We start from the raw sequence: 23,729 nt of genomic DNA, 5'->3' as shown, positions 1-23,729 counted from the left end.
GCCGGGGTGCCTTAATCGCACTACCTTACGGTATACTGCGCGGCCTTTCGACCGGATGCATCCGGTCCTGATCAGCAAACAAGCCACGCCGGTCGTCCCGCGTGGCTTGTTGTTTTTTGACGCGCCTGCGGGCGCACAAGCGAAGAGGCTCGACGATGAGTGCACTGGTTGGCGTGATCATGGGCTCCAAGTCCGATTGGTCCACCCTTAGCCACACCGCCGATATGCTGGAAAAACTCGGCATTCCCTACGAAGTGAAGGTGGTTTCCGCTCACCGCACCCCGGATCTGCTGTTCCAGTATGCCGAGGAGGCCGAGGGCCGTGGCATCGAGGTGATCATCGCCGGTGCCGGTGGCGCAGCCCACCTGCCAGGCATGTGCGCCGCCAAGACCCATCTGCCGGTGCTGGGCGTGCCGGTGCAGTCGTCGATGCTGTCGGGCGTCGATTCGCTGCTGTCGATCGTGCAGATGCCTGCTGGCGTGCCGGTTGCCACCCTGGCCATCGGCCGTGCCGGTGCGGTCAACGCTGCATTGCTGTCGGCCAGCATCCTTGGCGCCAAGTACCCGCAGTACCACGCGGCGTTGAAGCAGTTCCGCACGGAACAGACCGACACCGTGCTGGACAACCCAGACCCGCGCCAGGCTTGAGGCTCAACCCATGAAGATCGGTGTAATCGGTGGCGGCCAGCTGGGCCGCATGCTGGCCCTGGCGGGCACCCCGCTGGGCATGAACTTCGCCTTCCTCGACCCGGCGCCGGACGCTTGCGCCGCGCCCCTGGGCGAGCACCTGCGTGCCGACTACGGCGACCAGGACCACCTGCGCCAGTTGGCCGACGAAGTCGACCTGGTCACCTTCGAGTTCGAAAGCGTCCCGGCCGAGACCGTGGCCTTCCTCTCGCAGTTCGTGCCGGTGTACCCCAGCGCCGAAGCGCTGCGCATCGCCCGTGACCGCCTGTTCGAAAAGAGCATGTTCCGCGACCTGGGCATTCCCACCCCGGCCTTCGCCGACATCCTCTCGCAGGCAGACCTGGAGGCGGCGGTGGCCAGCATCGGCCTGCCAGCCGTACTGAAAACCCGCACCCTGGGTTACGACGGCAAGGGCCAGAAGGTGCTGCGCACGCCAGAAGACGTGGTCGGTACCTTCGCCGAGCTGGGCAGCGTGCCATGCCTGCTGGAAGGCTTCGTGCCGTTCACTGGCGAGGTGTCGCTGGTGGCTGTACGTGCCCGCGATGGCGAAACCCGCTTCTACCCGCTGGTGCACAATACGCACGAAAGCGGCATCCTGCGCCTGTCGGTGGCCAGCCAGGCACATCCGCTGCAGGCCCTGGCCGAAGACTACGTCGGCCGTGTGTTGCAGAAGCTGGATTACGTTGGCGTGATGGCCTTCGAGTTCTTCGAGGTGGACGGCGGCCTGAAGGCCAACGAAATCGCCCCGCGCGTGCACAACTCCGGGCACTGGACCATCGAAGGCGCCGAGTGCAGCCAGTTCGAGAACCACCTGCGGGCCGTTGCCGGCCTGCCGCTGGGCTCGACCGCCAAGGTGGGCGAGAGCGCGATGCTCAACTTCATCGGTGAAGTGCCGGCCGTGGACAAGGTCGTCGCCATCGCCGACTGCCACCTGCACCACTATGGCAAGGCCTTCAAGGTTGGCCGCAAGGTTGGCCATGCCACCCTGCGCTGCCAGGACATGGCCACCCTTGAACGCAAGATTGCCGAAGTAGAGGCACTGATCAGCAACTGATCGGGCTGCAAATCGAACTTCTGCAAGCGGCTTGCCCTCTGAACATGGCAACAAGCCAAAGGCCGTCTAGGCTTTGGCTTGTTCCATATTCACTGCAGAGGGATTGCCATGGGCATCATTGGAACCATCTTCATCGGCCTCATCGTCGGCCTGCTGGCCCGCTTCATCAAGCCGGGCGACGACAGCATGGGCTGGATCATGACCATCCTGCTGGGTATTGCCGGCTCCCTGTTGGCCACCTATGGCGGCCAGGCGCTGGGCATTTACCAGGCTGGGCAGGCAGCAGGCTTCCTTGGCGCCTTGATTGGTGCGGTCATCCTTCTGGTGATCTACGGATTCATCAAGAAACGCTGAATACTGGTTAGAATGCCCGGCAATTCATCCGAGTTGCCGAGCATTTCCATGCGTGCCTTTTTCCTTGTCCCCCTGCTGTTGGCCAGCGCCCTGGCCCATGCTGAACTGCCTGAAACCGACTGGCTGGAGCTGATGCCCAAGTCGGACCAGAAGGCGCTCGAGCAAATGCCCGAAATCGACCACAACTCGCCAGAAGCCATGGGCACCTTTACCGACAAGGGTGGCCTCAAGCAGAGCAAGGGCTTGCCGGCGGTGATGTACTCGACCAAGACCGTGGCGGCCATGAACGGCAAGGAAATCCGCTTGGGCGGTTACCCGGTGCCGCTGGAAAGCGATGCCAAGGGCAACAGCACGCTGTTTTTCCTGGTGCCGTACCCAGGTGCGTGCATCCATGTGCCGCCACCGCCGCCGAACCAGCTGGTACTGGTGCGCTACCCGAAAGGGTTGAAGATCGATGACATCTACACACCGCTGTGGGTCAGCGGCAAGCTGAAGGTGGAAAAGGTCAGCAACGACCTGGCCGATGCGGCCTATGCGCTGGATGCGGGGAAGGTGAGGGTGGTGGAAGACGCAGACCTCTGATTATCTGCACGGGCCCCTTCGCGGGTAAACCCGCGAAGGGGCCCGAAAAACCACGGCAAAACTCAGATCATTTCACAACCGATCTGCAGTCCCAGCGAATGACTTGCCCCCGGCTTCAGTTCCACCAGGTCATCCCACACATTCGCCGTTTCGATGCACAGCATTCGCTGCCAGCCATCGTCGGCCATATCTGCCAGCTCCCGCGCCCGCTCGGTCCAGGGGTTCCAGATCACCGCCGAACGTGATCCATTGCTGGTCAAGGTAACTCGCCGGTTCCAATGCGGGTCGACAATGCTCAGTCGCGATGGAGTGTCGAGGTAAATCCGGTCAGTCTCCCCGGTAAACGCCAGTGCTCCCAGCTGCTGGCGCTGTTCCCAGTCCGCCAGGGTTTCGATATAACCCAGCCCCTCGACCCCTTCGACCCGTGCCTGGCGTACATCGCTGACGGCAAAGTAGCTGTGCAGGGCTTGGCTGATAGTAACGGAGGTATTGCCCATGTTGCGGCTGGTCAGGTTCAGCTTCAGCGCCTCGCCCAGCTCCACCACCAGCTTCAACTCGACGTCATGAGGCCAGCCGGGCAGGTCGCCCTGCGCTTCAGGCAGTCCGAATTCAATGCGCAGGTCGCCGCCCACCTCCTCGATGCCCAGCAACTGCCAGTCACGCGAGCGCGCCAGCCCGTGAGCAGGTGCCTGCTCAGCGTGGTACATGGCCTGCACGGCCTCGGGGTTGCGTTGCAGGTTGCCAAACCACGGCCAGCACACCGGTACCCCGGCGCGTACCGACTTGCCCTGGCGGAAGATGGCCTGGTCGCTCAGCCACAGCAGCGGTGGTTCGCCCACCCGCTGGTAGCTGAGGATCTGTGCGCCCTGCTGGGCGATCAGGAGTTCGGCGCGGTCGCTGCTGATACGCCAGCAGTTGAGTTCGCCATGTTGCTCGGTTACGACCTGGAAGGTAGCCATTGCGTTCATCTCATTGATTGCCAGTGGGCCTTGGACCCGGGCACATGCAATGAGTTTACCGCCGGCGTGGCTCAGCGACGAGGCACGGAGCGGGTGCGGCCACTGCCGTCGATGGCGACGAAGACGAATGCCGCTTCGGTGACCTTGCGCCATTCGCTGGACAGCGGGTCGTCGCTCCACACTTCGACCATCATCTGGATCGAGCTGCGGCCGATTTCCAGGGTCTGGGTGTAGAACGACAGCTGCGCGCCTACTGCCACCGGTACCAGGAAGGCCATGCGGTCGATGGCCACGGTGGCCACGCGGCCGCCAGCAACACGGCTGGCCATGGCGGTGCCGGCCAAATCCATTTGGGCAACCAGCCAGCCGCCGAAGATGTCGCCAAACCCGTTGGTCTCGCGCGGCAGTGCGGTGATCTGCAAGGCCAGGTCGCCTTGCGGGATCGGATCTTCTTGTTCGAGCTCAATCATGCGATGGGGCCTCTGACCCGTGACGCTTTCGTTGGTGTGGCGCAAAGGCCGGGTAAACGATTCAGCTTGAAACATACTACGCCGATTTCGTTTCACTGGGCGGCCGTAGGGAAACTCTGCGAAACCGCCTGACATAAAGACCGGAGTTTTCGCACAACATCCCACGCTAGCAGCAACCTTTTCCTACGAACTGCCAGTATATAGAGCATAACGGCCAGCGACGACCGTGCATTCATGAATATCTGTAGGGATTTTGTATCGCTTTCGGCGCAGCTCGGCAATTTGCTATCTTCGCTTGTCTCCCAATCCAGAAGCCGCGTGCCAAGCGGCCTGCATGCCCTACAAAGAGAACAACGAGCGATGACTTCCGTGCCGAGCAGTATCGAGCAGCCCTCGCGGCCGCTGACCCGCAGTGACTACAAGACCCTCTCACTGTCCGCCTTGGGCGGCGCGCTGGAGTTCTACGACTTCATTATTTTCGTGTTCTTCGCCACGGTGGTGGGCAAGTTGTTCTTCCCGGCCGACATGCCGGAGTGGCTGCGCCTGATGCAAACGTTCGGCATCTTCGCCGCTGGCTACCTGGCGCGGCCGTTGGGCGGCATCATCATGGCCCATTTCGGCGACCTGCTCGGGCGCAAGAAGATGTTCACCCTGAGCATTTTCATGATGGCCGTGCCGACCCTGATCATGGGCCTGCTGCCGACGTATGCACAAATCGGCATGTGGGCACCTATCCTGCTGTTGCTGATGCGCGTGATCCAAGGCGCGGCGATCGGCGGCGAGGTGCCGGGTGCCTGGGTGTTCGTCTCCGAGCATGTGCCAGCGCGCAACACTGGCTACGCCTGCGGTACCCTGACGGCAGGCCTGACCGCCGGCATTCTGCTTGGCTCGCTGGTAGCGACACTGATCAACAGTGTGTACAGCGTGGAAGAAGTGGCCGATTACGCCTGGCGTATCCCGTTCCTGCTGGGTGGCGTGTTCGGCCTGTTCTCGGTCTACCTGCGCCGCTGGCTGCACGAAACCCCGGTGTTCGCCGAAATGCAGCAACGTAAGGCACTGGCCGAGGAGCTGCCACTGCGCGCCGTGCTGCGTGACCACCGTGGCCCGATCATCCTGTCGATGTTGCTGACCTGGATGCTGTCGGCCGGGATCGTGGTGGTCATCCTGATGACCCCGGCGCTGCTGCAGAGCTTCTACCACATCAGCCCGACCGACTCGCTCAAGGCCAACAGCCTGGCCATTGTATTGCTTAGCTTTGGCTGCATCGGCGCCGGCAGCCTGGCCGACCGCTTTGGTGCGGGCCGGGTGTTCGTGATCGGCAGCCTGCTGCTGCTGGCCAGCTCCTGGACCTTCTACCACAGCCTGCCAACCCGGCCCGAGCTGCTGTTCCCGCTGTATGCCGTGACCGGCCTGTGCGTGGGCGTGATTGGCGCGGTGCCTTATGTAATGGTCAAGGCATTCCCGGCGGCGGTGCGCTTCAGCGGGCTGTCGTTCTCGTACAACGTGGCCTACGCGATCTTCGGCGGTTTGACGCCGATGGTGGTGACCGCGCTGCTGAAGGTGAGCCCGATGGCGCCTGCCTACTATGTGGCAGGCTTGTGCGCCGTTGGTCTGGCTGTGGGGCTGTACCTGCTCGCCAACAAGCGCTGATCTGCGCTGGGGCTGACTCTCGTTTGCTGCAACATGTTGAAAGACGTGAACAAGGACAGAGGAATAAGTAACGCAGTGACCGACGGCTAGATCGTCAGCCTGAGCCATACAGAGAAGGAGAATCTGTATGGCTCAAAACACACTTCATGACAGTTCCACGGGTGATGTTGTCATCACCCCTGGCTCCTCAGGTTCCAGTAGCGGCGGGGGCGGCTTCTTCAGCATTGGCGGCGGCGGTGGCTTCGGTGGTGGCTTTGGCGGTTCCAGCCGACGTCGCAAGAAGAAGCGTGCCAGAGCGCGTGCTGCTGCCTTGGCGCAAGCAAGAGCCCAGGAGCAGGCTCGCCAAGCGGCAGCCGCAAGGGCTCATGCCGAAATGCTGGCTGCATTACATAGGCAGCAAGTGGAGGCTCATAGCCAGGCACGTGAAGTTCGGCGCGTGCAGCTTGATGCGCATTTCGCTGGCCAGGCGCAAGGCTTGGCACAGGCGCTACAGCAGGAGATCAACGCAGCGCGCAAACGCCCGGAATACGACGGCAGTGAGCGTTGGCAGCTTTACCAGATCACCAAAGCGCAAAACGAAACCAAAGGGCTTATAGCCGCCAAGCAGCTTGAGTTGGCGAATCGGCAGGCGTTGGCCGGGGCTTTTGCTGGCCATGATGCTGATGCAGGTACATACGCCGCCCGACTGGCCGGGCTGGCGACCGCGCAACACATGCAGCAACTGCATCAGGGCTGGGAAACAGCGTACGTAGCGGCCTCAGAGGCTCGTTTGCTGCAGGAGGCAATTGCCCAGCTGTCGCAGCGCTCAGCCGAGCTGGCTGTAGAACATGCCCAACAGGAACAGCTCTGGCGCGCCAGGGAGGCGGAATGGGAGCGTCAGCGGCAATACGCTGAGCTGCGCGAATCCAGAATTCGCTACAAGCAGCAGGTTGACGAAGACCGGCGCCTTGTTCGGCTGAAGGAGGCCGCCACGCTGACCGTGCCAGTAGCGGCTGCGTCGGCTGGGGGCGTGTTGCTTGGTCAGGCAGGCGCGCAGGTTGCGGCTGAGCTGGCAACGGCTATCGAGCAGGCGATTGCTAGCGCGGCCAAGGAAGTGCTGAGGGTTGCAGCTATCCGCCTTGGTCAGGCGGTCGGTCTCTCGGCCACGGCCATGCTGTATTCGCCGGCGCTGGGGAATGGCGAACTGACCGAAGCCCAGCGCAGGCGTCACTTCGAAGGTTTGGGCATACATGCAGACCTGCTGGGCATTGCGCCAGGGCAGGATCTTCAGGCTATCGCCGATGCGGGTGGGTCGGCCCGTCTGGGTCAGCGCATCAAGATCGAGCATCTTCCAGGTGGCAGTGCGATAGCGGTGGCCGCCACAGGCGCCGGAATCGCCCCGGAGGTCCGGGTCAGGAATGCCGTTTACGACCCCGTCACCGATACCTACCGAGTCGAGGCACAGACGCCCGACGGGAAAACCATCGTTCTGGGTAACGCTACCCCGGTGGCGGAAAGCCCGTCCAACGGCCGGATGCTCGCGCTTGAGCCACAAGCTGCAGAGGTTGGCGCTGGCGTGGACCTTCGCTTCGATGACTGCATCGTCTGTATCCCTGGTCAACTGCCCCAGTACTTTTCATTCGTAGTTTCGCCGGCGGGTACTGGTGTTGTCAGCGGTAATGGCCAAGTCGCTGGCGCTGACTGGTGGCCCGCGAATGGCGCTGCCGCTGGCGTAGCAATGCCGGTGCAGGTTGGTAACCAGCTACGCGGCCGCTTGTTCACCGGCATGCCGGCATTCGAAAGCGCGGTATGGCGGGCCATTGCGGCGGAGCAGGGGTTGCTCGGTCAATTCGATGAGGTGAATCAGCGTCGAATCATCAGGGGTTTTCCACCCGTGGCCCCGCGAGCAAGTTGGAGCGGCGCGCGACACGAGTTTGAGCTTCGTCATGTTGGAGCTGTTGATGTTGGCTACAACCTTGACCAGCTAAGAATCCACACACCAGCGGACACTCTAGGCGTGCCGGCAGTGGTCCTGCCGTTCGAGCCGTGGTTCGCCGCCAGTCTGGCCCTTGAGTTCGATGCTGGCATTGTTCAGGGCCAACCATCACGCACCTGGACGCCGTTGGTGGCCCCAGGCGCGGAGCTGCTCGGCCCGACACCCTTGCCGGAGGGGCCGTTACTGCCGGGCATTCTGCCAGGCGATACCTTGGATCCTGTGGGGCCAAGTCTTGAAATACTTCCTGGCGAGAATCCGGGTGAGACTGGGGCCATAATTCCTGGATTCGGTGGTGATGTAGATCTGCCGGAGCCTGGGCTGGTTAATAATGAACCTGCAGAAGTCGGAGAAACTGGGAATTATAATGACTTGGAGCGTCGCAGCATAAGGGATGACATGGGCGTGGACCACATTCCATCTCAATCGGCATTGAAACGATGGTTACAGAAAAATTTTCCAGACCTGCAACTGTATGAAATATACCAAATACTAAGGCGTGCACCTGCTGTCGTTATTCCTACAGAAGTGCATCGAAAGTACAGCGAAACGTACGGCGGGCGTAACACCAAAGCTAAACAAGCTCTAGATGCCAAAGATCCCTTGTCAGCTATTGGCAGTAATGTTGAAGCACTAAAGAAAGGTTTAATAGAAAATGGAATTTCGCCTGAACGTGTTGAGGGTATCAAGGTGGAGCTTACAGAATTGCTCAAAAAACTGATTAATAAAAGGTGACGCATGAAAAGGATTGTAGCAGTTGAGCCTTGGCTGGAAAGCGTTAACAGGACTTATGCTGATTTAGTTGAGAATGGGCTTGATCCGAATCTGCGACGTATCAAGCTTTACCCGGGGGCGGAGGATTTTTACCTAGAGCCGGAGCCGGGTGTTAGTTTTGAGTTTGATTCAGACAGCAAAATGTTAAAAGCGGTGGCTATAACTATCATAAGGCGAGTGGATTTGGCGCCTGAATTTAAAGATTTTTTATCTGAGCCCTACGGTTGCTTAGATAAGAGCGCTGTTAGAGCTGCTTGGGGTAGTCCTCTAAGAACGAGCGAGCCGTTGGTAATGCCGGAACCGATAGGTAAGACGGGTGGGTGGGATATGTATCGACTCTCCGGTGCGGGCTTTGGGTATATTGATTTGATTTATTCGTACACTAAGGATTTTGTTGTATCCGGTCTGGTTTTAAGGGGCACGGAAGATGAAGCTTGAAAGTCGACTGCAAGATCACGACGAGCAAAGTTTCTTATCGCTAGTCACTACGCTATGGAACGTTGAGACTCAGAGGTCTGAGCACAACGCTCTCATCGATCATTTCGACCAGATAGTCGGCCACCCCGCCGGTAGTGACCTTTTGTTCTACTCAAACGCCGATGCCGTCGGCGCTATAAACTCGCCAGAGCATATCGTTGCAACAATCAAATCGTGGCACCAGAGAAATGGCCTTCCGGCCTTCAAGGGGCAGCATTTACAGCCGCGAAGAGAGCTTCGAAGCATGGCGAGCGAACAGCGTGCCAGCCAGTCTTCCACTCGCAACCTGGAGAAAGTGCGCAAGTTGGTGGCGCAGGTTCATGCCGCTGAGCAGCAGGCAACGCTGCAGCTTGCTGCACTTGAGCAACAGCTAACCATTGACCCAGTGGCCAGCACGCCGGAACAGCAACTGGCTTTCAGCCTTGCTACGCTGCGTGCTCTGGAATCCATTCAGCACCAAGCTGCGCAGGCAGTGTTTCAACTTGAGCGGTTGCACATGTCGGTCAAGTTCGCACTCGACGCTGCCGTGCGTGATGCTACCAGCCCCTTCCTGGACGCAGCGATTCAGGCCGTGGCGTTGCAAGAAATGAATGCCGGTAGCCAGCGTCATGCTGCGGCCTTGGCCATGGCGCAAGGGCGTCATTCCGTGTTGTACGCTCGCGGTGTGACACTGATAGAACACCTGGAAGCACGTATTGCCCAGTTGGCCAAAGCGACCGGGGCTGGCCCAGGGCATGGGCCTTTGACGTTGGTAGCGGCAGCTGATGCCTCAAACCTGCACCCGGCATTGCTGATGGCGCAGGGCTTGAACGGTGACGTTGCCCAACAGCAACGCCATCTGATCAAGACCGTGCGCTCGGCGGTGGCAGAGCTGGAGTGGCAGGCGACCTCCTTGCAAGGTGACCACCCCGGTACGTATGCGGATTTAATCGAGTTTGTGCAGGGAACCCCAAGCGATGACCCGCGTTTCGGGCTGACGGTGCCACTTGCTGAAATACTCGACGAAGATCGGCAGGATTGGGCCGATCTGGCCGCTGAACGGGCAGAGGTGGATCTGCCCATGCGTCTGTGCTCGATGGTGCGTGGTGCCCGCTCCGGCAGCACCAAAGGTGTAAAACCCTTTACCCGTTACTGTCATGTGCTGATGACCTCGACGCAGGGCCCCATCGTGCCTTCGCGCGTGCGGGTGCGGGAAGCTGGTTGGGATGCGGGTCGGCGGGCTTTCGCATTCACTAGCGAGACCGGGGCGCCTGTTACCGTTCTGTGGCAGAAGGGCAGCGCGCCCTATCCGCCGATAGACATCTCCCGGCCGCCGAGCATTAGCTATCTGCACATGCCCAATGTGCCTATCATAGAGCGCTTCATGGACCTGACGCAGGTTCAATTCGATGACTACATCGTGGTGTTTCCGCCGCAGGCTGGGCTGGCACCGGTATACGTCATGTTCAGGGATCGCCGCGAGCTTTAGCGCCGCCAGTTTCCCAGCGATATCAAGTCAGGCCATCCCGGATAACCGATGATGGCCTTTCATCCAATTGTCACAATGAAGTCATATCGTGTTCATGCGGCCTGCCGATACTTGGGCCCGTTCCATCCAACACCCCAATATTCCTGCTAGGAGCAAGGCATGAAACTGAAGCGTTTGATGGCGGCCCTCACCTTTGCCGCCGCTGGCGTTGCAACCGCCAACGCGGTAGCCGCTGTCGATCCTGCGATCCCGACCTACACCAAGACCACCGGTGTATCGGGCAACCTCTCCAGCGTTGGTTCCGACACCCTGGCGAACCTGATGACGCTGTGGGCCGAGGCCTACAAGAAGGAATATCCGAACGTAAACATCCAGATCCAGGCAGCCGGCTCCTCCACCGCGCCACCCGCGCTGACCGAAGGCACCGCCAACCTCGGCCCGATGAGCCGCAAGATGAAAGACGTCGAACTGCAGGCCTTCGAGCAGAAGTACGGCTACAAGCCGACCGCAATCCCGGTCGCCGTCGATGCCCTGGCCGTGTTCGTGCACAAAGACAACCCGATCAAGGGCCTGACCATGGCTCAGGTCGACGCCATCTTCTCCTCCACCCGCCTGTGCGGTGGCAAGGCCGAGATCAAGACCTGGGGTGACGTCGGTGTGACCGGCGACCTGGCCAACAAGCCAATCCAGCTGTTCGGCCGCAACTCGGTCTCGGGCACCTACGGCTACTTCAAGGAAGAAGCCCTGTGCAAAGGCGACTTCAAGCCTAACGTCAACGAGCAGCCTGGCTCGGCTTCGGTCGTGCAGTCGATCAGCTCTTCGCTGAACGGCATCGGTTACTCGGGCATTGGTTACAAGACTGCCAGCGTCAAGACCGTGGCCCTGGCCAAGAAGGAAGGCGGCGAGTTCGTCGAAGACAACGAAACCAACGCCCTGAATGGCAGCTACCCGCTGTCGCGCTTCCTGTACGTTTACGTCAACAAGGCGCCGAACAAGCCTCTGGCTCCGCTGGAAGCCGAGTTCGTCAAGCTGGTGCTGTCGCAAGCTGGCCAGCAGGTCGTGGTGAAGGATGGCTACATTCCGCTGCCGGCCAAAGTCGTCGACAAGACCCTGGCTGACCTGGGCCTGTCCCACGCGGGTAACGTTGCAAAGAAGTAAGTAATTAAGAAGAGGCCGGAGCCACTGCCCGGCCTCTTCCACGAATTTCCAGTCCGAAGCCAGGTTCCCTGTGCGGCGGGCTTTCGCGCGTCACCACTTTGTAATGTTTTTGTCACACGGGACCGCTAGGGTGTGCGCATGAATGATCTGGCCAATTCCAACATGACCCAAAACTCCCAGCCCGTGCGCATTGATTTCAATACGCCCGAGTTGCAACGCAAGCGCCGCATGCGCGCGCTCAAGGACCGCCTGACCCGCTGGTATGTGCTGGTCGGCGGTCTTGCCGTACTGGCGGCAATCACCCTGATCTTCTTCTACCTGGCGTACGTGGTACTGCCACTGTTCCAGGGCGCCCAGCTGACCAGCAAGAAAGCCCTGGAGCCGACCTGGCTGCAGCAGGATGCCGGCAACCCGCTGATGATCGCGCTTGAAGAGCAGAACCTGGTGGGGATGCGGGTTTCGGACAAGGGCCAGGCATTGTTCTTCGATACCAAAACCGGCAACGCGCTCAAGCGGGTCGACCTGCCGGTGCCGGCAGACACCCAGGTCACGTCGATCAGTACCGACCAGCCGGGCAGCCCGCTGGTGGTGCTTGGCTTGTCCAATGGCCAGGCGCTGGTGTTCCACCACACCTACAAGATCACCTACCCCGACAACAAGAAAACCATCGCCCCCGGCATCGACTACCCGTACGGCGAGCAGCCGTTCGTGCTCGACGAACAGGGCCGCGCGCTGGAGCACGTGAGCGTCAACGTCAATGGCGACACCTTGCTGCTGGCCGGTTCCACTGGCGCGCACCTGCAGGTGGTCGAGCTGACTCGCACGGAAAACATGATGACCGAAGAGGTCACCACCGAGCAGAACCGTATCGCCCTGCCGCAGATGACCGAAACGGTGAAGAACATCTTCATCGACCCGCGCCAGCAGTGGTTGTACGTGATCAACGGTCGCGCCACGGCTGACGTGTTCAGCCTGCGCGACAAGAGCCTCAACGGCCGTTACAAGTTGTCTGAAAGCGCCGACACTGAAATTACCGCCACGGCCCAGCTGGTCGGTGGCATTTCGCTGATCATCGGTGACTCCAAGGGCGGCCTGGCCCAGTGGTTCATGGCCCGCGACCCGGATGGCGAATCGCGCTTCAAGCAGATTCGTACCTTCCAGATGGGCAAGGCGCCTATCGTGCAGATCGACGCCGAAGAGCGCCGCAAGGGCTTCATCGCCCTCGACGCCGACGGCAAGCTGGGCGTGTTCCACAGCACCGCGCACCGTACCTTGCTGGTCGAGCCGGCTGCCGAAGGCCCTGGCATCCTGGCCCTGTCGCCACGCGCCAACCGCATCATCATCGAAGAAGGTGGCAAGCTGCTGCCGCTGAGCCTGCGCAACCCGCACCCGGAGGTTTCCTTCAGTGCGCTGTGGGGCAAGGTGTGGTACGAGAACTACGACGAACCCAAGTACGTCTGGCAATCGACCGCTTCGAACACCGACTTCGAGCCCAAGCTCAGCCTGTCGCCGCTGACCTTCGGTACCCTCAAGGCCGCGTTCTACGCGATGATCCTGGCCGCCCCGCTGGCCATTGCCGCTGCCATCTACACCGCCTACTTCATGGCCCCTGGCATGCGCCGCAAGGTCAAGCCGGTGATCGAGCTGATGGAAGCGATGCCGACGGTGATCCTCGGCTTCTTCGCCGGCCTGTTCCTGGCCCCATACCTGGAAGGCCACTTGCCGGGTGTGTTCAGCCTGTTCCTGCTGATGCCGTTTGGCATCCTGCTGGCCGGCTTCGTCTGGAGCCGCCTGCCGGAGTCGATCCGCCTGCGTGTGCCGGATGGCTGGGAAGCGGCGATCCTGATCCCGGTCATCCTGTTCACCGGCTGGTTCGCCCTGACCATGAGCCCGCACCTGGAAAGCTGGTTCTTCGGCGGCGACATGCGCCTGTGGATCACCAACGACCTAGGTATCACCTACGACCAGCGCAACGCCCTGGTAGTGGGCATCGCCATGGGCTTCGCGGTCATCCCGAACATCTATTCCATTGCCGAAGATGCGGTGTTCAGCGTGCCACGCAGCCTGACCCTCGGCTCGCTGGCACTGGGCGCGACGCCCTGGCAGACCCTGACCCGCGTGGTCATCCTCACCGCCAGCCCAGGCATCTTCTCGGCGTTGATGATCGGCATGGGCCGGGCAGTGGGCGAGACCATGATCGTGCTGATGGCCACCGGCAACACCCCGGTGATGGAAATGAACCTGTTCGAAGGCATGCGCACCCTGGCCGCCAACGTGGCCGTGGAAATGCCGGAATCGGAAGTCGGTGGCAGCCACTATCGCGTGCTGTTCCTGGCCGCCCTGGTGCTGCTGATGTTCACCTTCATCATGAACACCTTGGCCGAGCTGATTCGCCAGCGTCTGCGCAAGAAATACTCGTCGCTTTGATAGAAAGGTAGCGATCCGTGAAAAAGGATTCCCTCAAAGGCTGGTTCAAGAGCGGCGCCCCAGGCGTCTGGATGAGCGGCGGCGCGGTGGCCATGGCGGTGATCATGACCGTCGGCCTGCTGGCGGTGATCGCCGTGCGCGGCCTGGGCCACTTCTGGCCGGCCGATCTTGTCCAGGCCACCTACAAGGTGCCGGGCCAGGCTGATCACATCGTTATCGGCGAAGTGGTGCAAAAGGAAGAGGTGCCGCGTGCCCGCCTCAAGGGCGCCGGCCTGCCGGTACCGGACCAAGGCCCGGAGTTCATGACCCGCGAGCTGATCAAGGTGGGTAACCGCGACCTCAACGGCAGCGACTTCACCTGGGTGGTTGGCGATTGGTTGGTCGACGAACAGCGCCCGGCCGACCTGATCGCCCTGGAGCGCCGCGAGTGGGGTAACTTCTACGGCTACCTGGTCAGCGTCAAGGAACAAGGCCGCGTGGTTGCCGAAGGCCCTGCAGCCTGGACCGAGCTGCAAGCCCGTCTCAAGCGTGCCAACCACCTTAATGGCGAGCTGCAGCAACTGGAAAAGAAGGACATCGGTGCCATCAACCATGGCCTCGAGCGCCTACGCCTGCAGGCCCGCAAGCTGGAACTGGACGGCAAGCTGGACGCTGCCGCCCAGGCCGACATGGACGCCGACCGCGCCGAGCTGAACAGCCGCTACAAGGCCATCGAAGACCGCCTGACTGGCCTGCACCAAGCCTTCGCCCGCGACAGCCTGGTGGCGCGCGATGGCAATGGCCGTGAAGTGGAAATCAACCTGAGCAAGGTGGTGCACGCCATCCAGCCGAACGGCATGTCCGGTTTCACCAAGCTGGGCACCTACTTTGCCAAGGTCTGGGAGTTCCTCAGCGACGACCCGCGTGAAGCCAACACCGAGGGCGGTATCTTCCCGGCCATCTTCGGTACGGTGATGATGACCCTGATCATGGCCGTGATCGTCACCCCGTTCGGCGTGCTGGCCGCTGTCTACCTGCGTGAATACGCAAGGCAAGGCCCGGTGACCCGTTTGATCCGCATTGCGGTGAACAACCTGGCCGGTGTGCCGGCGATCGTCTACGGCGTGTTCGGCCTGGGCTTCTTCGTCTACGTGCTGGGTGGCTCGATCGACCGCCTGTTCTTCCCCGAAGCACTGCCGGCGCCGACCCTGGGCACCCCTGGCCTGCTGTGGGCATCGCTGACCCTGGCACTGCTGGCGGTGCCGGTGGTGATCGTGGCGACCGAAGAAGGCCTGGCGCGTATCCCACGCACCGTGCGTGAAGGTTCGCTGGCGCTGGGTGCGACCAAGGCGGAAACGCTGTGGAAGATCGTCCTGCCAATGGCCAGCCCGGCCATGATGACCGGCATGATCCTCGCCGTGGCCCGCGCTGCCGGTGAAGTGGCGCCGCTGATGCTGGTGGGTGTGGTGAAGCTGGCGCCGTCGCTGCCGGTGGACGGGAACTACCCGTACCTGCACCTGGACCAGAAGATCATGCACCTGGGCTTCCATATCTATGACGTCGGCTTCCAAAGCCCGAACGTCGAAGCCGCGCGGCCGCTGGTATATGCCACGGCGCTGCTGCTGGTGCTGGTGATCGCCACCCTCAACCTGTCGGCCGTGTGGATCCGCAACCACCTGCGCGAGAAGTACAAGGCGCTGGACAGCTGACCCTGATTGCAAGCGTGCCGCCCGAACGCCGGGCGGCCCTTTGAAACGAATTGATAGCGTATGGAGTTGACCATGCAGCAAGATTCCCATACCCACGGCATCGACATGTCTGCCCTGGGCCGCAACAAGCAGAGCCTGCGCCTGGCCGAAGAAACCGTGGCCATCGAAGTGCCGGGCCTGAGCCTGTTCTACGGCGACAAGCAGGCGTTGTTCGACGTCAGCATGAACATCCCCAAGCAGCGCGTGACCGCCTTCATCGGGCCGTCCGGCTGCGGCAAGTCGACCCTGCTGCGCACCTTCAACCGCATGAACGACCTGGTTGACGGTTGCCGCGTGGAAGGCGCCATCAACCTGTACGGCAACAACATCTACCGCAAGGGCGAAGACGTGGCCGAGCTGCGCCGCCGTGTGGGCATGGTGTTCCAGAAGCCCAACCCGTTCCCCAAGACCATCTACGAGAACGTCGTCTACGGCCTGCGCATCCAGGGCATCAACAAGAAGCGCGTGCTGGATGAAGCCGTCGAATGGGCGTTGAAGGGCGCGGCCTTGTGGGACGAGGTGAAAGATCGCCTGCACGAGTCGGCGCTGGGCCTGTCCGGTGGCCAGCAGCAGCGCCTGGTCATCGCCCGCACCATCGCGGTGGAGCCGGAGGTGCTGTTGCTCGATGAACCCTGCTCCGCGCTGGACCCGATCTCGACGTTGAAGGTCGAAGAGCTGATCTACGAATTGAAATCCAAGTACACCATCGTCATCGTGACCCACAACATGCAACAGGCGGCCCGTGTTTCGGATTACACCGCGTTCATGTACATGGGCAAACTGGTCGAATTCGGCGATACCGATACCCTGTTCACCAACCCGGCGAAGAAGCAGACCGAAGACTACATCACCGGGCGCTACGGCTAAGCCCGACCCGCCAGGGAACGAGACGAACTACTTGAAGCTTGCAGCTTCTTCGCGGAGCGAATGATGATCAACAAAGAAAGCCTTACCCATCACATTTCCCAGCAGTTCAACGCCGAGCTCGAAGAGGTGCGCAGCCACCTGCTGGCCATGGGCGGGCTGGTGGAAAAGCAGGTCAACGACGCGGTGACCGCGCTGATCGAAGCCGACTCTGGCCTGGCCCAGCAAGTGCGTGAGGTCGACGAGCAGATCAACCAGATGGAGCGCAACATCGACGAGGAGTGCCTGCGCATCCTCGCCCGCCGCCAGCCGGCGGCCTCCGACCTGCGCCTGATCATCAGCATTTCAAAGTCGGTGATCGACCTGGAGCGCATTGGTGACGAGTCGACCAAAATCGCCCGCCGCGCTATCCAGCTGTGCGAAGAAGGCGAGTCGCCACGCGGCTACGTCGAGGTGCGCCACATCGGCGACCAGGTGCGCAACATGGTCCGCGATGCGCTGGACGCCTTTGCTCGCTTCGATGCCGACCTGGCGTTGTCGGTGGCCCAGTACGACAAGACCATCGACCGCGAATACAAGACAGCGCTGCGTGAGCTGGTCACCTACATGATGGAAGACCCGCGTTCTATCTCGCGGGTGTTGAGCGTGATCTGGGTGCTGCGCTCGCTGGAGCGTATTGGCGACCATGCGCGCAACATCTCCGAATTGGTTATCTACCTGGTGCGCGGCACCGACGTGCGGCACATGGGCCTCAAGCGCATGACTGCAGAAGTGCAGGGCACTGCTGTCGTCGACGGCGAAAAGGCTAATGTTCCAGGTGAATCTGACGATAAATAAGGTTGCTCCCGAGCATCGACGCCCGGCCTTGGCCGGGCGTTTTCGTTTGCGGTCGAGAGCCGGCAGGCACCCGCGAACGATCCCGGCGTGACCAGGTTGTAGCAAATGGCCAGTACTTGGCAGTAGGCTAGTCGGGATTCAGAAGGAGTATCGATGAGTAAAGTGAATGTGCTGGTCGTGGATGACGCCCCGTTTATCCGTGACCTGGTCCGCAAGTGCCTGCGCAATGCCTTCCCGGGCATGGCCATCGACGACGCGGTCAATGGTCGCAAGGCCATGGCCATGCTCGGCAAGGAAGCGTTCGACCTGGTCCTGTGCGACTGGGAAATGCCGGAAATGTCCGGCCTGGAGCTGCTCACCTGGTGCCGCCAGCAGCCTGCGCTGAAGCACCTTCAGTTCATCATGGTGACCAGCCGTGGCGACAAGGAAAATGTCATTCAGGCGATCCAGGCGGGCGTTTCCGACTTTGTCGGCAAGCCGTTCACCAACGAACAACTGCTGACCAAGGTGAAAAAAGCCCTGACCAAGATCGGCAAGCTCGACAGCCTGATGGCTATTGGCCCGGCGCGTACCAATTCGGCGTTCGCGAACGATTCGTTGAACGCGCTGACCGCCGGCAAGCCGGAAGCGGTCAAGGTTTCGGCGCCTGCGCCAGCACCGGCTAAGCCTCTGGTCACGGCGCCCGCACCTGCTGCCTCCGCGCCGAGCGGCCGTGGTCAGGGCCAGCTGCGCCTGGCCAGTGGCATGCAGCCGTGCGTGATCAAGGCGCTTAGCCTGAAAGAAGCGCTGCTGGTGGTACGCCGCAGCGAAGCGCTGCCACAGGTGCTCGAAGGCGCGGTGCTGGACCTGGAGCAGGGCGAAAGCGCCGAAGTCGCTCGTCTGAACGGTTACCTGCATGCTGTCGCGGCGCTGGAGCCCAAGCCTGACAGTGACTGGCTGCAGTTGACGTTCAAGTTCGTCGACCAGGATGCCCAGAAGCTCGACTACCTGTCGCGGCTGATTGCCCGAGGGACTGCGCAGAAGCACTTCACCCCCGGCGCCTGAGGCAGGGGCAGGGGCAGCACAGGGCTGCTCCTGCGCCATCCGACCAACTGCAATACCCGCCACAAAACCCGCTGCTAGGCTTCGACAGATCATAACTGTCAAAAAGCCACTATCATGCCCGCGCGCCTGCTGCTGTTCTGTGCATTGCTCATGGCCTCGGCGTCGAGCCTGGGTGTGACGCTCTACAAGATCACTGACGAATCCGGTGTGATCTCCTACTCCGACCGGCCCGGCCCCGGCGCCAAGCCCCTGGTGTTGCTCGAACCCATGGTCGAAACGCTCGAAGGCCAGGTGCTGCTTAACGCAAAAACCTTCGACGGTGGTGTGAGCTTCTCGGCACGCAACGAGCTGCATGTGCCGGTAGAGGTCGAGTTACGGCTGGACAACCTGGTGAACGCACAAGGCGGCGATGCCCCGCGTATCGTGCGCCGGCTGCTACCGCCGCGCACCACGCAGATGCTCAGCGTGCTCAGGGGGCGGCCAGGGCTGCTGCTGAACTACCGTTCGACCCTGCTACAGGCCATGGGTGACCCAGGCAAACGGCCCCAGGGCTTTCGCTATGCGTTCCCGTGGATCGGCGGGCCGTTCCGCGTCACCCAGGGGCCCAATGGCCGTGTCAGTCATTTTGGACCCAAGGGGCGCTATGCCATGGATATCGCCATGCCCGAAGGCACGCCCATCATCGCGGCGCGGGAAGGGGTGGTGGTGAAGATGCAGAACAGCCAGAGCGGGCGCGAGCCCAACCCGTCGGGCAATTTTGTCAGGATCCTGCACCCGGATGGCACCATGGGCGTTTACCTGCACCTGATGCGTGGCTCGGTGGTGGTGGCGGAGGGGCAGCGGGTACGGCAGGGGCAGATGCTGGCCAAGTCGGGTAATACCGGCAACAGCACAGGGCCGCACCTGCATTTCGTGGTGCAGCGCAATGTGGGGTTGGCGCTGGAGTCGATACCTTACCGGTTCGACAGGCCAATCAGCGGGTTGCCCGACTTTACTGCGGGTAACCCCTGAGATGTTTGGGGCTGCAAAGCAGCCCCATGGCCCTCAATCCAGCTTCAGTACCTTGGCCAGCACGATCTTGGGCCCTTTCATCTTTTTGATGATGATGCGCAGCCCTTCGACCTCCAGCACTTCCTCTTCTTCAGGCACTCGCTTGAGGGTTTCGTAGATCAACCCGGCCAGGGTTTCTGCCTCGATGTGGTCGAGGTCGATGCCCAGCAGACGCTCGACCTTGAACAGCGGTGTGTCGCCGCGTACCAGCAGCTTGCCCGGCTGGTAGGCGAGGATGCCGCGTTCGGTCTTGCGGTGTTCGTCCTGGATATCGCCTACCAGCACTTCCAGCACGTCTTCCATGGTCAGGTAGCCGATTACCTTGCCGTCGGCTTCCTCCACCAGGACGAAATGCGCGCCGCCCTTGCGGAACTGCTCCAGCAGTTGCGACAGCGGCATGTGCCGCGATACGCGCTCCAGTGGCCGGGCTAGGTCTTCCAGGTCGATGGTCTCGGGCAAATGCTCAAGCTCAGCTAGCTCTAGCAGCAGGTCCTTGATGTGCAGCAGGCCGGTGAATTCTTCGCGCTCGGCGTCATACACCGGGTAGCGGCTGAATTTGTGGCGGCGCACCAGGGCCAGGATCTGCTTCAGCGGCGCATGCGCGTCGATGCTGATCATGTCCTCACGCGAGTTGGCCCAGTCGACCACTTCCAGCTCGCCCATTTCCACGGCCGAGGCCAGCACGCGCATGCCTTGGTCGCTTGGGTCCTGACCGCGGCTGGAGTGCAGGATCAGCTTCAGTTCTTCGCGGCTGTAGTGGTGCTCGTGGTGCGGGCCGGGCTCGCCCTGGCCGGCAATGCGCAGGATGGTGTTGGCGCTGGCATTGAGCAGGTAGATGGCCGGGTACATTGCCCAGTAGAACAGGTACAGCGGCACGGCCGTCCACAACGACAGCAGTTCTGGCTTGCGAATGGCCCAGGACTTGGGGGCCAACTCGCCAACCACGATGTGCAGGTACGAGATGACGAAGAAGGCGACGAAGAACGAGATCGCCTTGACCAGCTCGGCGCTGTCCACGCCAAAGTAGGCCAGCAGCGGCTCCAGCAGGTGGGCGAAGGCGGGCTCACCCACCCAGCCAAGGCCCAGCGAGGCGAGGGTGATGCCCAACTGGCAGGCCGACAGGTAGGCGTCGAGCTGGTTGTGTACCTTGCGCAGGATGTTGCCGCGCCAGCCGTGCTGCTCGGCGATGGCCTCTACGCGGGTGGCGCGCAGCTTGACCATGGCGAACTCGGCGGCAACGAAGAAGCCGTTGAGCAGCACCAGCAGGAAGGCAAAGATGATCATGCCGAAGTCGGCGAATAACGAGGTGAGGCTGATACCAGGGGAAGGGTCCATGATGGAGTTTTTACGGGGTCCGTCTTTGAGATAGAGAAAAAAAGTGCCAGCTTTTGCTGGCACAGGGGATCCAATGTAGCGGCTGGGGCCGCAAAAGCAAAGGGCGATGGATTCTTTGGGGGCGCTTTGCGCCCCATCGCGACACAAGGCCGCTCCTACAGGAGACCGCGATCCCGTGTAGGAGCGGCCTTGTGTCGCGATGGGCTGCAAAGCAGCCCCCGAGGCCCTCAAGCCTTGCCGTTGGCCAATTGTGCCGGCGCAAAGTGACAGGTAAAGGTGCTGCCATGCCCCGGCACGCTGCTGATTTCCAACTTGCCGCGGTGGCGCATCAGCACATGCTTGACGATTGCCAGCCCCAGCCCGGTACCGCCGGTGTTCGACGCACGGCTGGAATCTACACGGTAGAAACGCTCGGTCAGGCGTGGCAGGTGCTTGGCATCGATGCCCACCCCCGAATCCTGCACCGACAGATGCGCACCCTGGGCATCGGCCCACCAGCGGATGCGGATGTTGCCTTCGTCCTGAGTGTATTTGACCGCGTTGAATACCAGGTTGGAAAAGGCGCTGCGCAGCTCCGACTCGCTGCCCTTGAGCTTCAAACCAGGCGCAGCTTCCAGGCTGATGCGCTGGTTGCGCGGCCCGGACAGGGCCTGGGCGTCGCCCTTGATGGCAGTGAGCAGGGCATCGACCGCCACCGGCTGGTTGTCCGAGGGGTAATCGGTGGCTTCCAGCTTGGCCAGCAGCAACAGGTCGTTGAGCAGGGTCTGCATGCGCGAACCTTGCTGGCTCATCTGCTGCAGTGCGCGGCTCCAGCGTGGGTTCACGTCTTCGACGTTGTCCAGCAGGGTTTCCAGGTAGCCGGTGATCACCGTCAGCGGCGTGCGCAGCTCGTGCGACACGTTGGCGACGAAGTCCTTGCGCATCTGTTCCAGCTGGTGAATGCGGGTGACATCGCGCACCAGCATCAGGTGTTCGTTGTTGCCGTAACGGGTGATGTGCAACTGCACACGCATGCGGTCATTGATTGGCGAAGGGATTTCCAGCGGCTCGAGGTAGTTTTCTGCCTCGAAGTATTCCTTGAAGCGCGGGTGGCGTACCAGGTTGGTCACTTGCTGGCCGCCGTCCTGCGGGGTCTTGAAGCCCAGCAGGGTCTCGGCAGCGCGGTTCCACCATTCCAGGTTACCGTCGCTGTCGAGCATGATCACTGCGTCACGTAGCGCGGCGGTGGACTCCTGCACCCGGTCGATCACGGCCTGTAGGCGGCCCCGAACACGTTGGTCGCGGCGTTGCAGGTGGTAGATGCTGTCGAACACCTCGCCCCACAGGCCGTAACCATCGGGCGGTGCTTCGTCGGGCTGGTGATTGCGCAGCCAGTCATGCAGGCGCAGCAGTTGCTTGAGGGTCCAGCCCAGGTAGAGCGCCAGGCCAATGGCCAGGCTCCAGCCATAGTAGCCGCTGACCAGCCCGCCGATCAGGCAGACGGTAATCAGCAACAGCAGATGGCGAATCAGGGTTGCATGCCAGTTCTGGTTCAATTGACGGTCCTTGTACAACGACGTGCAGCTTGGCGCTTTTGAACTCGATCAGCTCTTGGTCGAGAAGCGGTAGCCAGTGCCACGGACGGTTTGTACCAGATTTTCGTAGGCTTCACCCAGCGCCTTGCGCAGGCGACGGATGTGCACGTCAACGGTGCGCTCCTCGACGTAGACGTTGCCGCCCCACACCTGGTCCAGCAGTTGGCCACGGGTGTAGGCGCGCTCCTGGTGGGTCATGAAGAATTGCAGCAGGCGGTATTCGGTCGGGCCCATCTCGGCCGGCTTGCCGTCGATGGTCACGCGGTGGCTGATCGGGTCGAGCAGCAGGCCGCCGACTTCGATCGGTGCTTCGCTGTCGCTCGGGCCGGTACGGCGCAGCACGGCTTTCAGTCGTGCAACCAGCTCACGCGGCGAGAACGGCTTGGTGATGTAGTCGTCGGCACCCACTTCCAGGCCCTGGATCTTGTTGTCCTCTTCGCCCTTGGCGGTGAGCATGATGATCGGGATGTCGCCCGTCAGCTCATCGCGCTTCAGGCGGCGGGCCAGCTCGATGCCGGAGGTGCCCGGCAGCATCCAGTCGAGCAGGATCAGGTCCGGCTTGCGGTCGACGATGATCGCGTGGGCCTGTTGGGAGTTTTCCGCTTCCAGGCAGTCATAGCCGGCCATTTCCAGGGCAACGGCGATCATCTCGCGAATGGGCGCTTCGTCGTCGACGATCAGAATGTTCCTGCCAACCATGCTCAAAACCTCTCCTGGATTCGGTGTCTTGGCCCGCATTAGATAACGGAATTATTGCAGCTGTGTGACAGGGTGTTGGCCGTTCTGGCGACATTCCATGACTGAACTAGGCTTGAAAGGGCCGCAATCGCGGCAACCCGAACTCAATTCCCCCGAAACAATGGTGAATCCAATGACACGACAAACGCTGAGCTGGATGGCCCTTTTCGCTGCGCTGGCGCTTCCGGGGGTGGCGTCCGCCCACCATGCCATGGAGAAGGACGGCATGTGGGTCGATCATGCCGGCATGACCCTTTACACCTTCGACAAGGATGCCGGTGGAAAGTCGATGTGCAATGGCGATTGCGCCACCAACTGGCCGCCGCTGAAAGTGATGGATGGCGAAAAAGCCGAGGGCAAGTGGACGCAGATAAAGCGTGATGACGGCTCGATGCAATGGGCCTATGACGGCAAGCCGCTGTATACCTTCGTCAAGGACAAGAAGGCTGGGGACATGACGGGTGATGGCGTCAAAGACGTGTGGCACGTCGCCAAGCCTTGAAACTGCCGGGGCCGCACAGCGGCCCCA

The 23,729-nt window shown here is 61.5% G+C and carries 21 protein-coding genes; 16 read left to right on the top strand and 5 right to left on the bottom strand.

Translation table 11 applies throughout. From position 1 onward, the window contains the following. Positions 1-155 precede the first annotated feature (155 nt). The 4 genes from purE to ACNQP3_RS28740 all read left to right on the top strand — a co-directional run bounded on the left by purE (position 156) and on the right by ACNQP3_RS28740 (position 2,676). Positions 156-647, top strand: a complete 492-nt coding sequence (gene purE / locus ACNQP3_RS28755; RefSeq protein WP_003253304.1) for a 5-(carboxyamino)imidazole ribonucleotide mutase — start codon at positions 156-158, stop codon at positions 645-647. 10 nt (positions 648-657) lie between these two features. Beyond that, on the top strand, positions 658-1,740 hold the full coding sequence (locus ACNQP3_RS28750; RefSeq protein WP_069943007.1) for a 5-(carboxyamino)imidazole ribonucleotide synthase: 1,083 nt from the start codon (positions 658-660) through the stop codon (positions 1,738-1,740). Positions 1,741-1,848: 108 nt separating this feature from the next. Then, a complete protein-coding gene (locus ACNQP3_RS28745; protein WP_012274863.1) occupies positions 1,849-2,094 on the top strand; it encodes a GlsB/YeaQ/YmgE family stress response membrane protein in 246 nt (81 codons plus the stop codon). 48 nt (positions 2,095-2,142) lie between these two features. Beyond that, a complete protein-coding gene (locus ACNQP3_RS28740) occupies positions 2,143-2,676 on the top strand; it encodes a DUF3299 domain-containing protein (protein ID WP_264316674.1) in 534 nt (177 codons plus the stop codon). Between the two features lie 62 nt (positions 2,677-2,738). On the opposite strand, the gene ACNQP3_RS28735 is transcribed toward ACNQP3_RS28740, so the two are convergent. Next, positions 2,739-3,635 (bottom strand): D-hexose-6-phosphate mutarotase, encoded by an 897-nt coding sequence (locus ACNQP3_RS28735; protein WP_069943006.1) that lies wholly within the window; start codon positions 3,633-3,635, stop codon positions 2,739-2,741. A gap of 71 nt (positions 3,636-3,706) precedes the next feature. Then, the gene (locus ACNQP3_RS28730) at positions 3,707-4,105 is read right to left on the bottom strand and encodes an acyl-CoA thioesterase (RefSeq protein ID WP_012274860.1); all 399 of its coding nucleotides are present in this window, start codon (positions 4,103-4,105) and stop codon (positions 3,707-3,709) included. A gap of 360 nt (positions 4,106-4,465) precedes the next feature. Here ACNQP3_RS28730 and ACNQP3_RS28725 point away from each other — a divergent pair, with 360 nt between their 5' ends. The 11 genes from ACNQP3_RS28725 to ACNQP3_RS28675 all read left to right on the top strand — a co-directional run bounded on the left by ACNQP3_RS28725 (position 4,466) and on the right by ACNQP3_RS28675 (position 19,514). Continuing rightward, positions 4,466-5,755 carry an MFS transporter gene (locus ACNQP3_RS28725; protein ID WP_012274859.1) on the top strand — a complete coding sequence of 430 codons (1,290 nt, stop codon included), beginning with the start codon at positions 4,466-4,468 and terminating at the stop codon, positions 5,753-5,755. Between the two features lie 127 nt (positions 5,756-5,882). Then, the gene (locus ACNQP3_RS28720; RefSeq protein WP_264316673.1) at positions 5,883-8,462 is read left to right on the top strand and encodes an S-type pyocin domain-containing protein; all 2,580 of its coding nucleotides are present in this window, start codon (positions 5,883-5,885) and stop codon (positions 8,460-8,462) included. 3 nt (positions 8,463-8,465) lie between these two features. After that, entirely contained in the window at positions 8,466-8,939 is a 474-nt protein-coding gene (locus ACNQP3_RS28715; RefSeq protein WP_060493966.1) for a DUF6392 family protein, read from the top strand. Then, the gene (locus ACNQP3_RS28710; RefSeq protein ID WP_264316672.1) at positions 8,929-10,446 is read left to right on the top strand and encodes an S-type pyocin domain-containing protein; all 1,518 of its coding nucleotides are present in this window, start codon (positions 8,929-8,931) and stop codon (positions 10,444-10,446) included. The genes ACNQP3_RS28715 and ACNQP3_RS28710 overlap by 11 nt, the downstream gene beginning before the upstream one ends. 159 nt (positions 10,447-10,605) lie before the next feature. Beyond that, entirely contained in the window at positions 10,606-11,604 is a 999-nt protein-coding gene (locus ACNQP3_RS28705; RefSeq protein ID WP_012274856.1) for a phosphate ABC transporter substrate-binding protein PstS, read from the top strand. A gap of 138 nt (positions 11,605-11,742) precedes the next feature. Next, positions 11,743-14,031, top strand: a complete 2,289-nt coding sequence (locus ACNQP3_RS28700; RefSeq protein WP_012274855.1) for an ABC transporter permease subunit — start codon at positions 11,743-11,745, stop codon at positions 14,029-14,031. Positions 14,032-14,102: 71 nt separating this feature from the next. Continuing rightward, complete coding sequence (pstA, locus tag ACNQP3_RS28695) at positions 14,103-15,719, top strand: phosphate ABC transporter permease PstA (RefSeq protein ID WP_264317315.1); 1,617 nt, start codon at positions 14,103-14,105, stop codon at positions 15,717-15,719. Positions 15,720-15,791: 72 nt separating this feature from the next. Next, entirely contained in the window at positions 15,792-16,625 is an 834-nt protein-coding gene (gene pstB / locus ACNQP3_RS28690) for a phosphate ABC transporter ATP-binding protein PstB (protein WP_012274853.1), read from the top strand. 63 nt (positions 16,626-16,688) lie between these two features. Continuing rightward, the gene (gene phoU / locus ACNQP3_RS28685) at positions 16,689-17,459 is read left to right on the top strand and encodes a phosphate signaling complex protein PhoU (protein ID WP_012274852.1); all 771 of its coding nucleotides are present in this window, start codon (positions 16,689-16,691) and stop codon (positions 17,457-17,459) included. 153 nt (positions 17,460-17,612) lie between these two features. Beyond that, a complete protein-coding gene (locus ACNQP3_RS28680) occupies positions 17,613-18,503 on the top strand; it encodes a response regulator (protein WP_012274851.1) in 891 nt (296 codons plus the stop codon). A 114-nt stretch (positions 18,504-18,617) separates the two neighbouring features. Next, positions 18,618-19,514: a peptidoglycan DD-metalloendopeptidase family protein gene (locus ACNQP3_RS28675; protein ID WP_012274850.1), complete on the top strand. Its 897-nt coding sequence runs from the start codon at positions 18,618-18,620 to the stop codon at positions 19,512-19,514. 33 nt (positions 19,515-19,547) lie between these two features. Here ACNQP3_RS28675 and ACNQP3_RS28670 read toward each other — a convergent pair whose 3' ends face one another. The 3 genes from ACNQP3_RS28670 to phoB all read right to left on the bottom strand — a co-directional run bounded on the left by ACNQP3_RS28670 (position 19,548) and on the right by phoB (position 23,161). Further along, a complete protein-coding gene (locus ACNQP3_RS28670; RefSeq protein ID WP_012274849.1) occupies positions 19,548-20,888 on the bottom strand; it encodes a hemolysin family protein in 1,341 nt (446 codons plus the stop codon). Positions 20,889-21,115: 227 nt separating this feature from the next. Beyond that, positions 21,116-22,423 carry a phosphate regulon sensor histidine kinase PhoR gene (phoR, locus tag ACNQP3_RS28665; RefSeq protein WP_012274848.1) on the bottom strand — a complete coding sequence of 436 codons (1,308 nt, stop codon included), beginning with the start codon at positions 22,421-22,423 and terminating at the stop codon, positions 21,116-21,118. Positions 22,424-22,471: 48 nt separating this feature from the next. Beyond that, on the bottom strand, positions 22,472-23,161 hold the full coding sequence (phoB, locus tag ACNQP3_RS28660) for a phosphate regulon transcriptional regulator PhoB (RefSeq protein WP_003253341.1): 690 nt from the start codon (positions 23,159-23,161) through the stop codon (positions 22,472-22,474). 172 nt (positions 23,162-23,333) lie between these two features. Here phoB and ACNQP3_RS28655 point away from each other — a divergent pair, with 172 nt between their 5' ends. Further along, complete coding sequence (locus tag ACNQP3_RS28655) at positions 23,334-23,702, top strand: hypothetical protein (protein ID WP_060493970.1); 369 nt, start codon at positions 23,334-23,336, stop codon at positions 23,700-23,702. The last annotated feature ends 27 nt before the right edge of the window (positions 23,703-23,729 follow it).

Source organism: Pseudomonas sp. LFS074, from assembly GCF_047978165.1.
In the GTDB taxonomy this organism is placed as follows: Bacteria; Pseudomonadota; Gammaproteobacteria; order Pseudomonadales; family Pseudomonadaceae; genus Aquipseudomonas; species Aquipseudomonas putida_P.
Note: the sequence above shows the minus strand (reverse complement) of the source record. Positions and strands in the feature narration are given on the sequence as shown.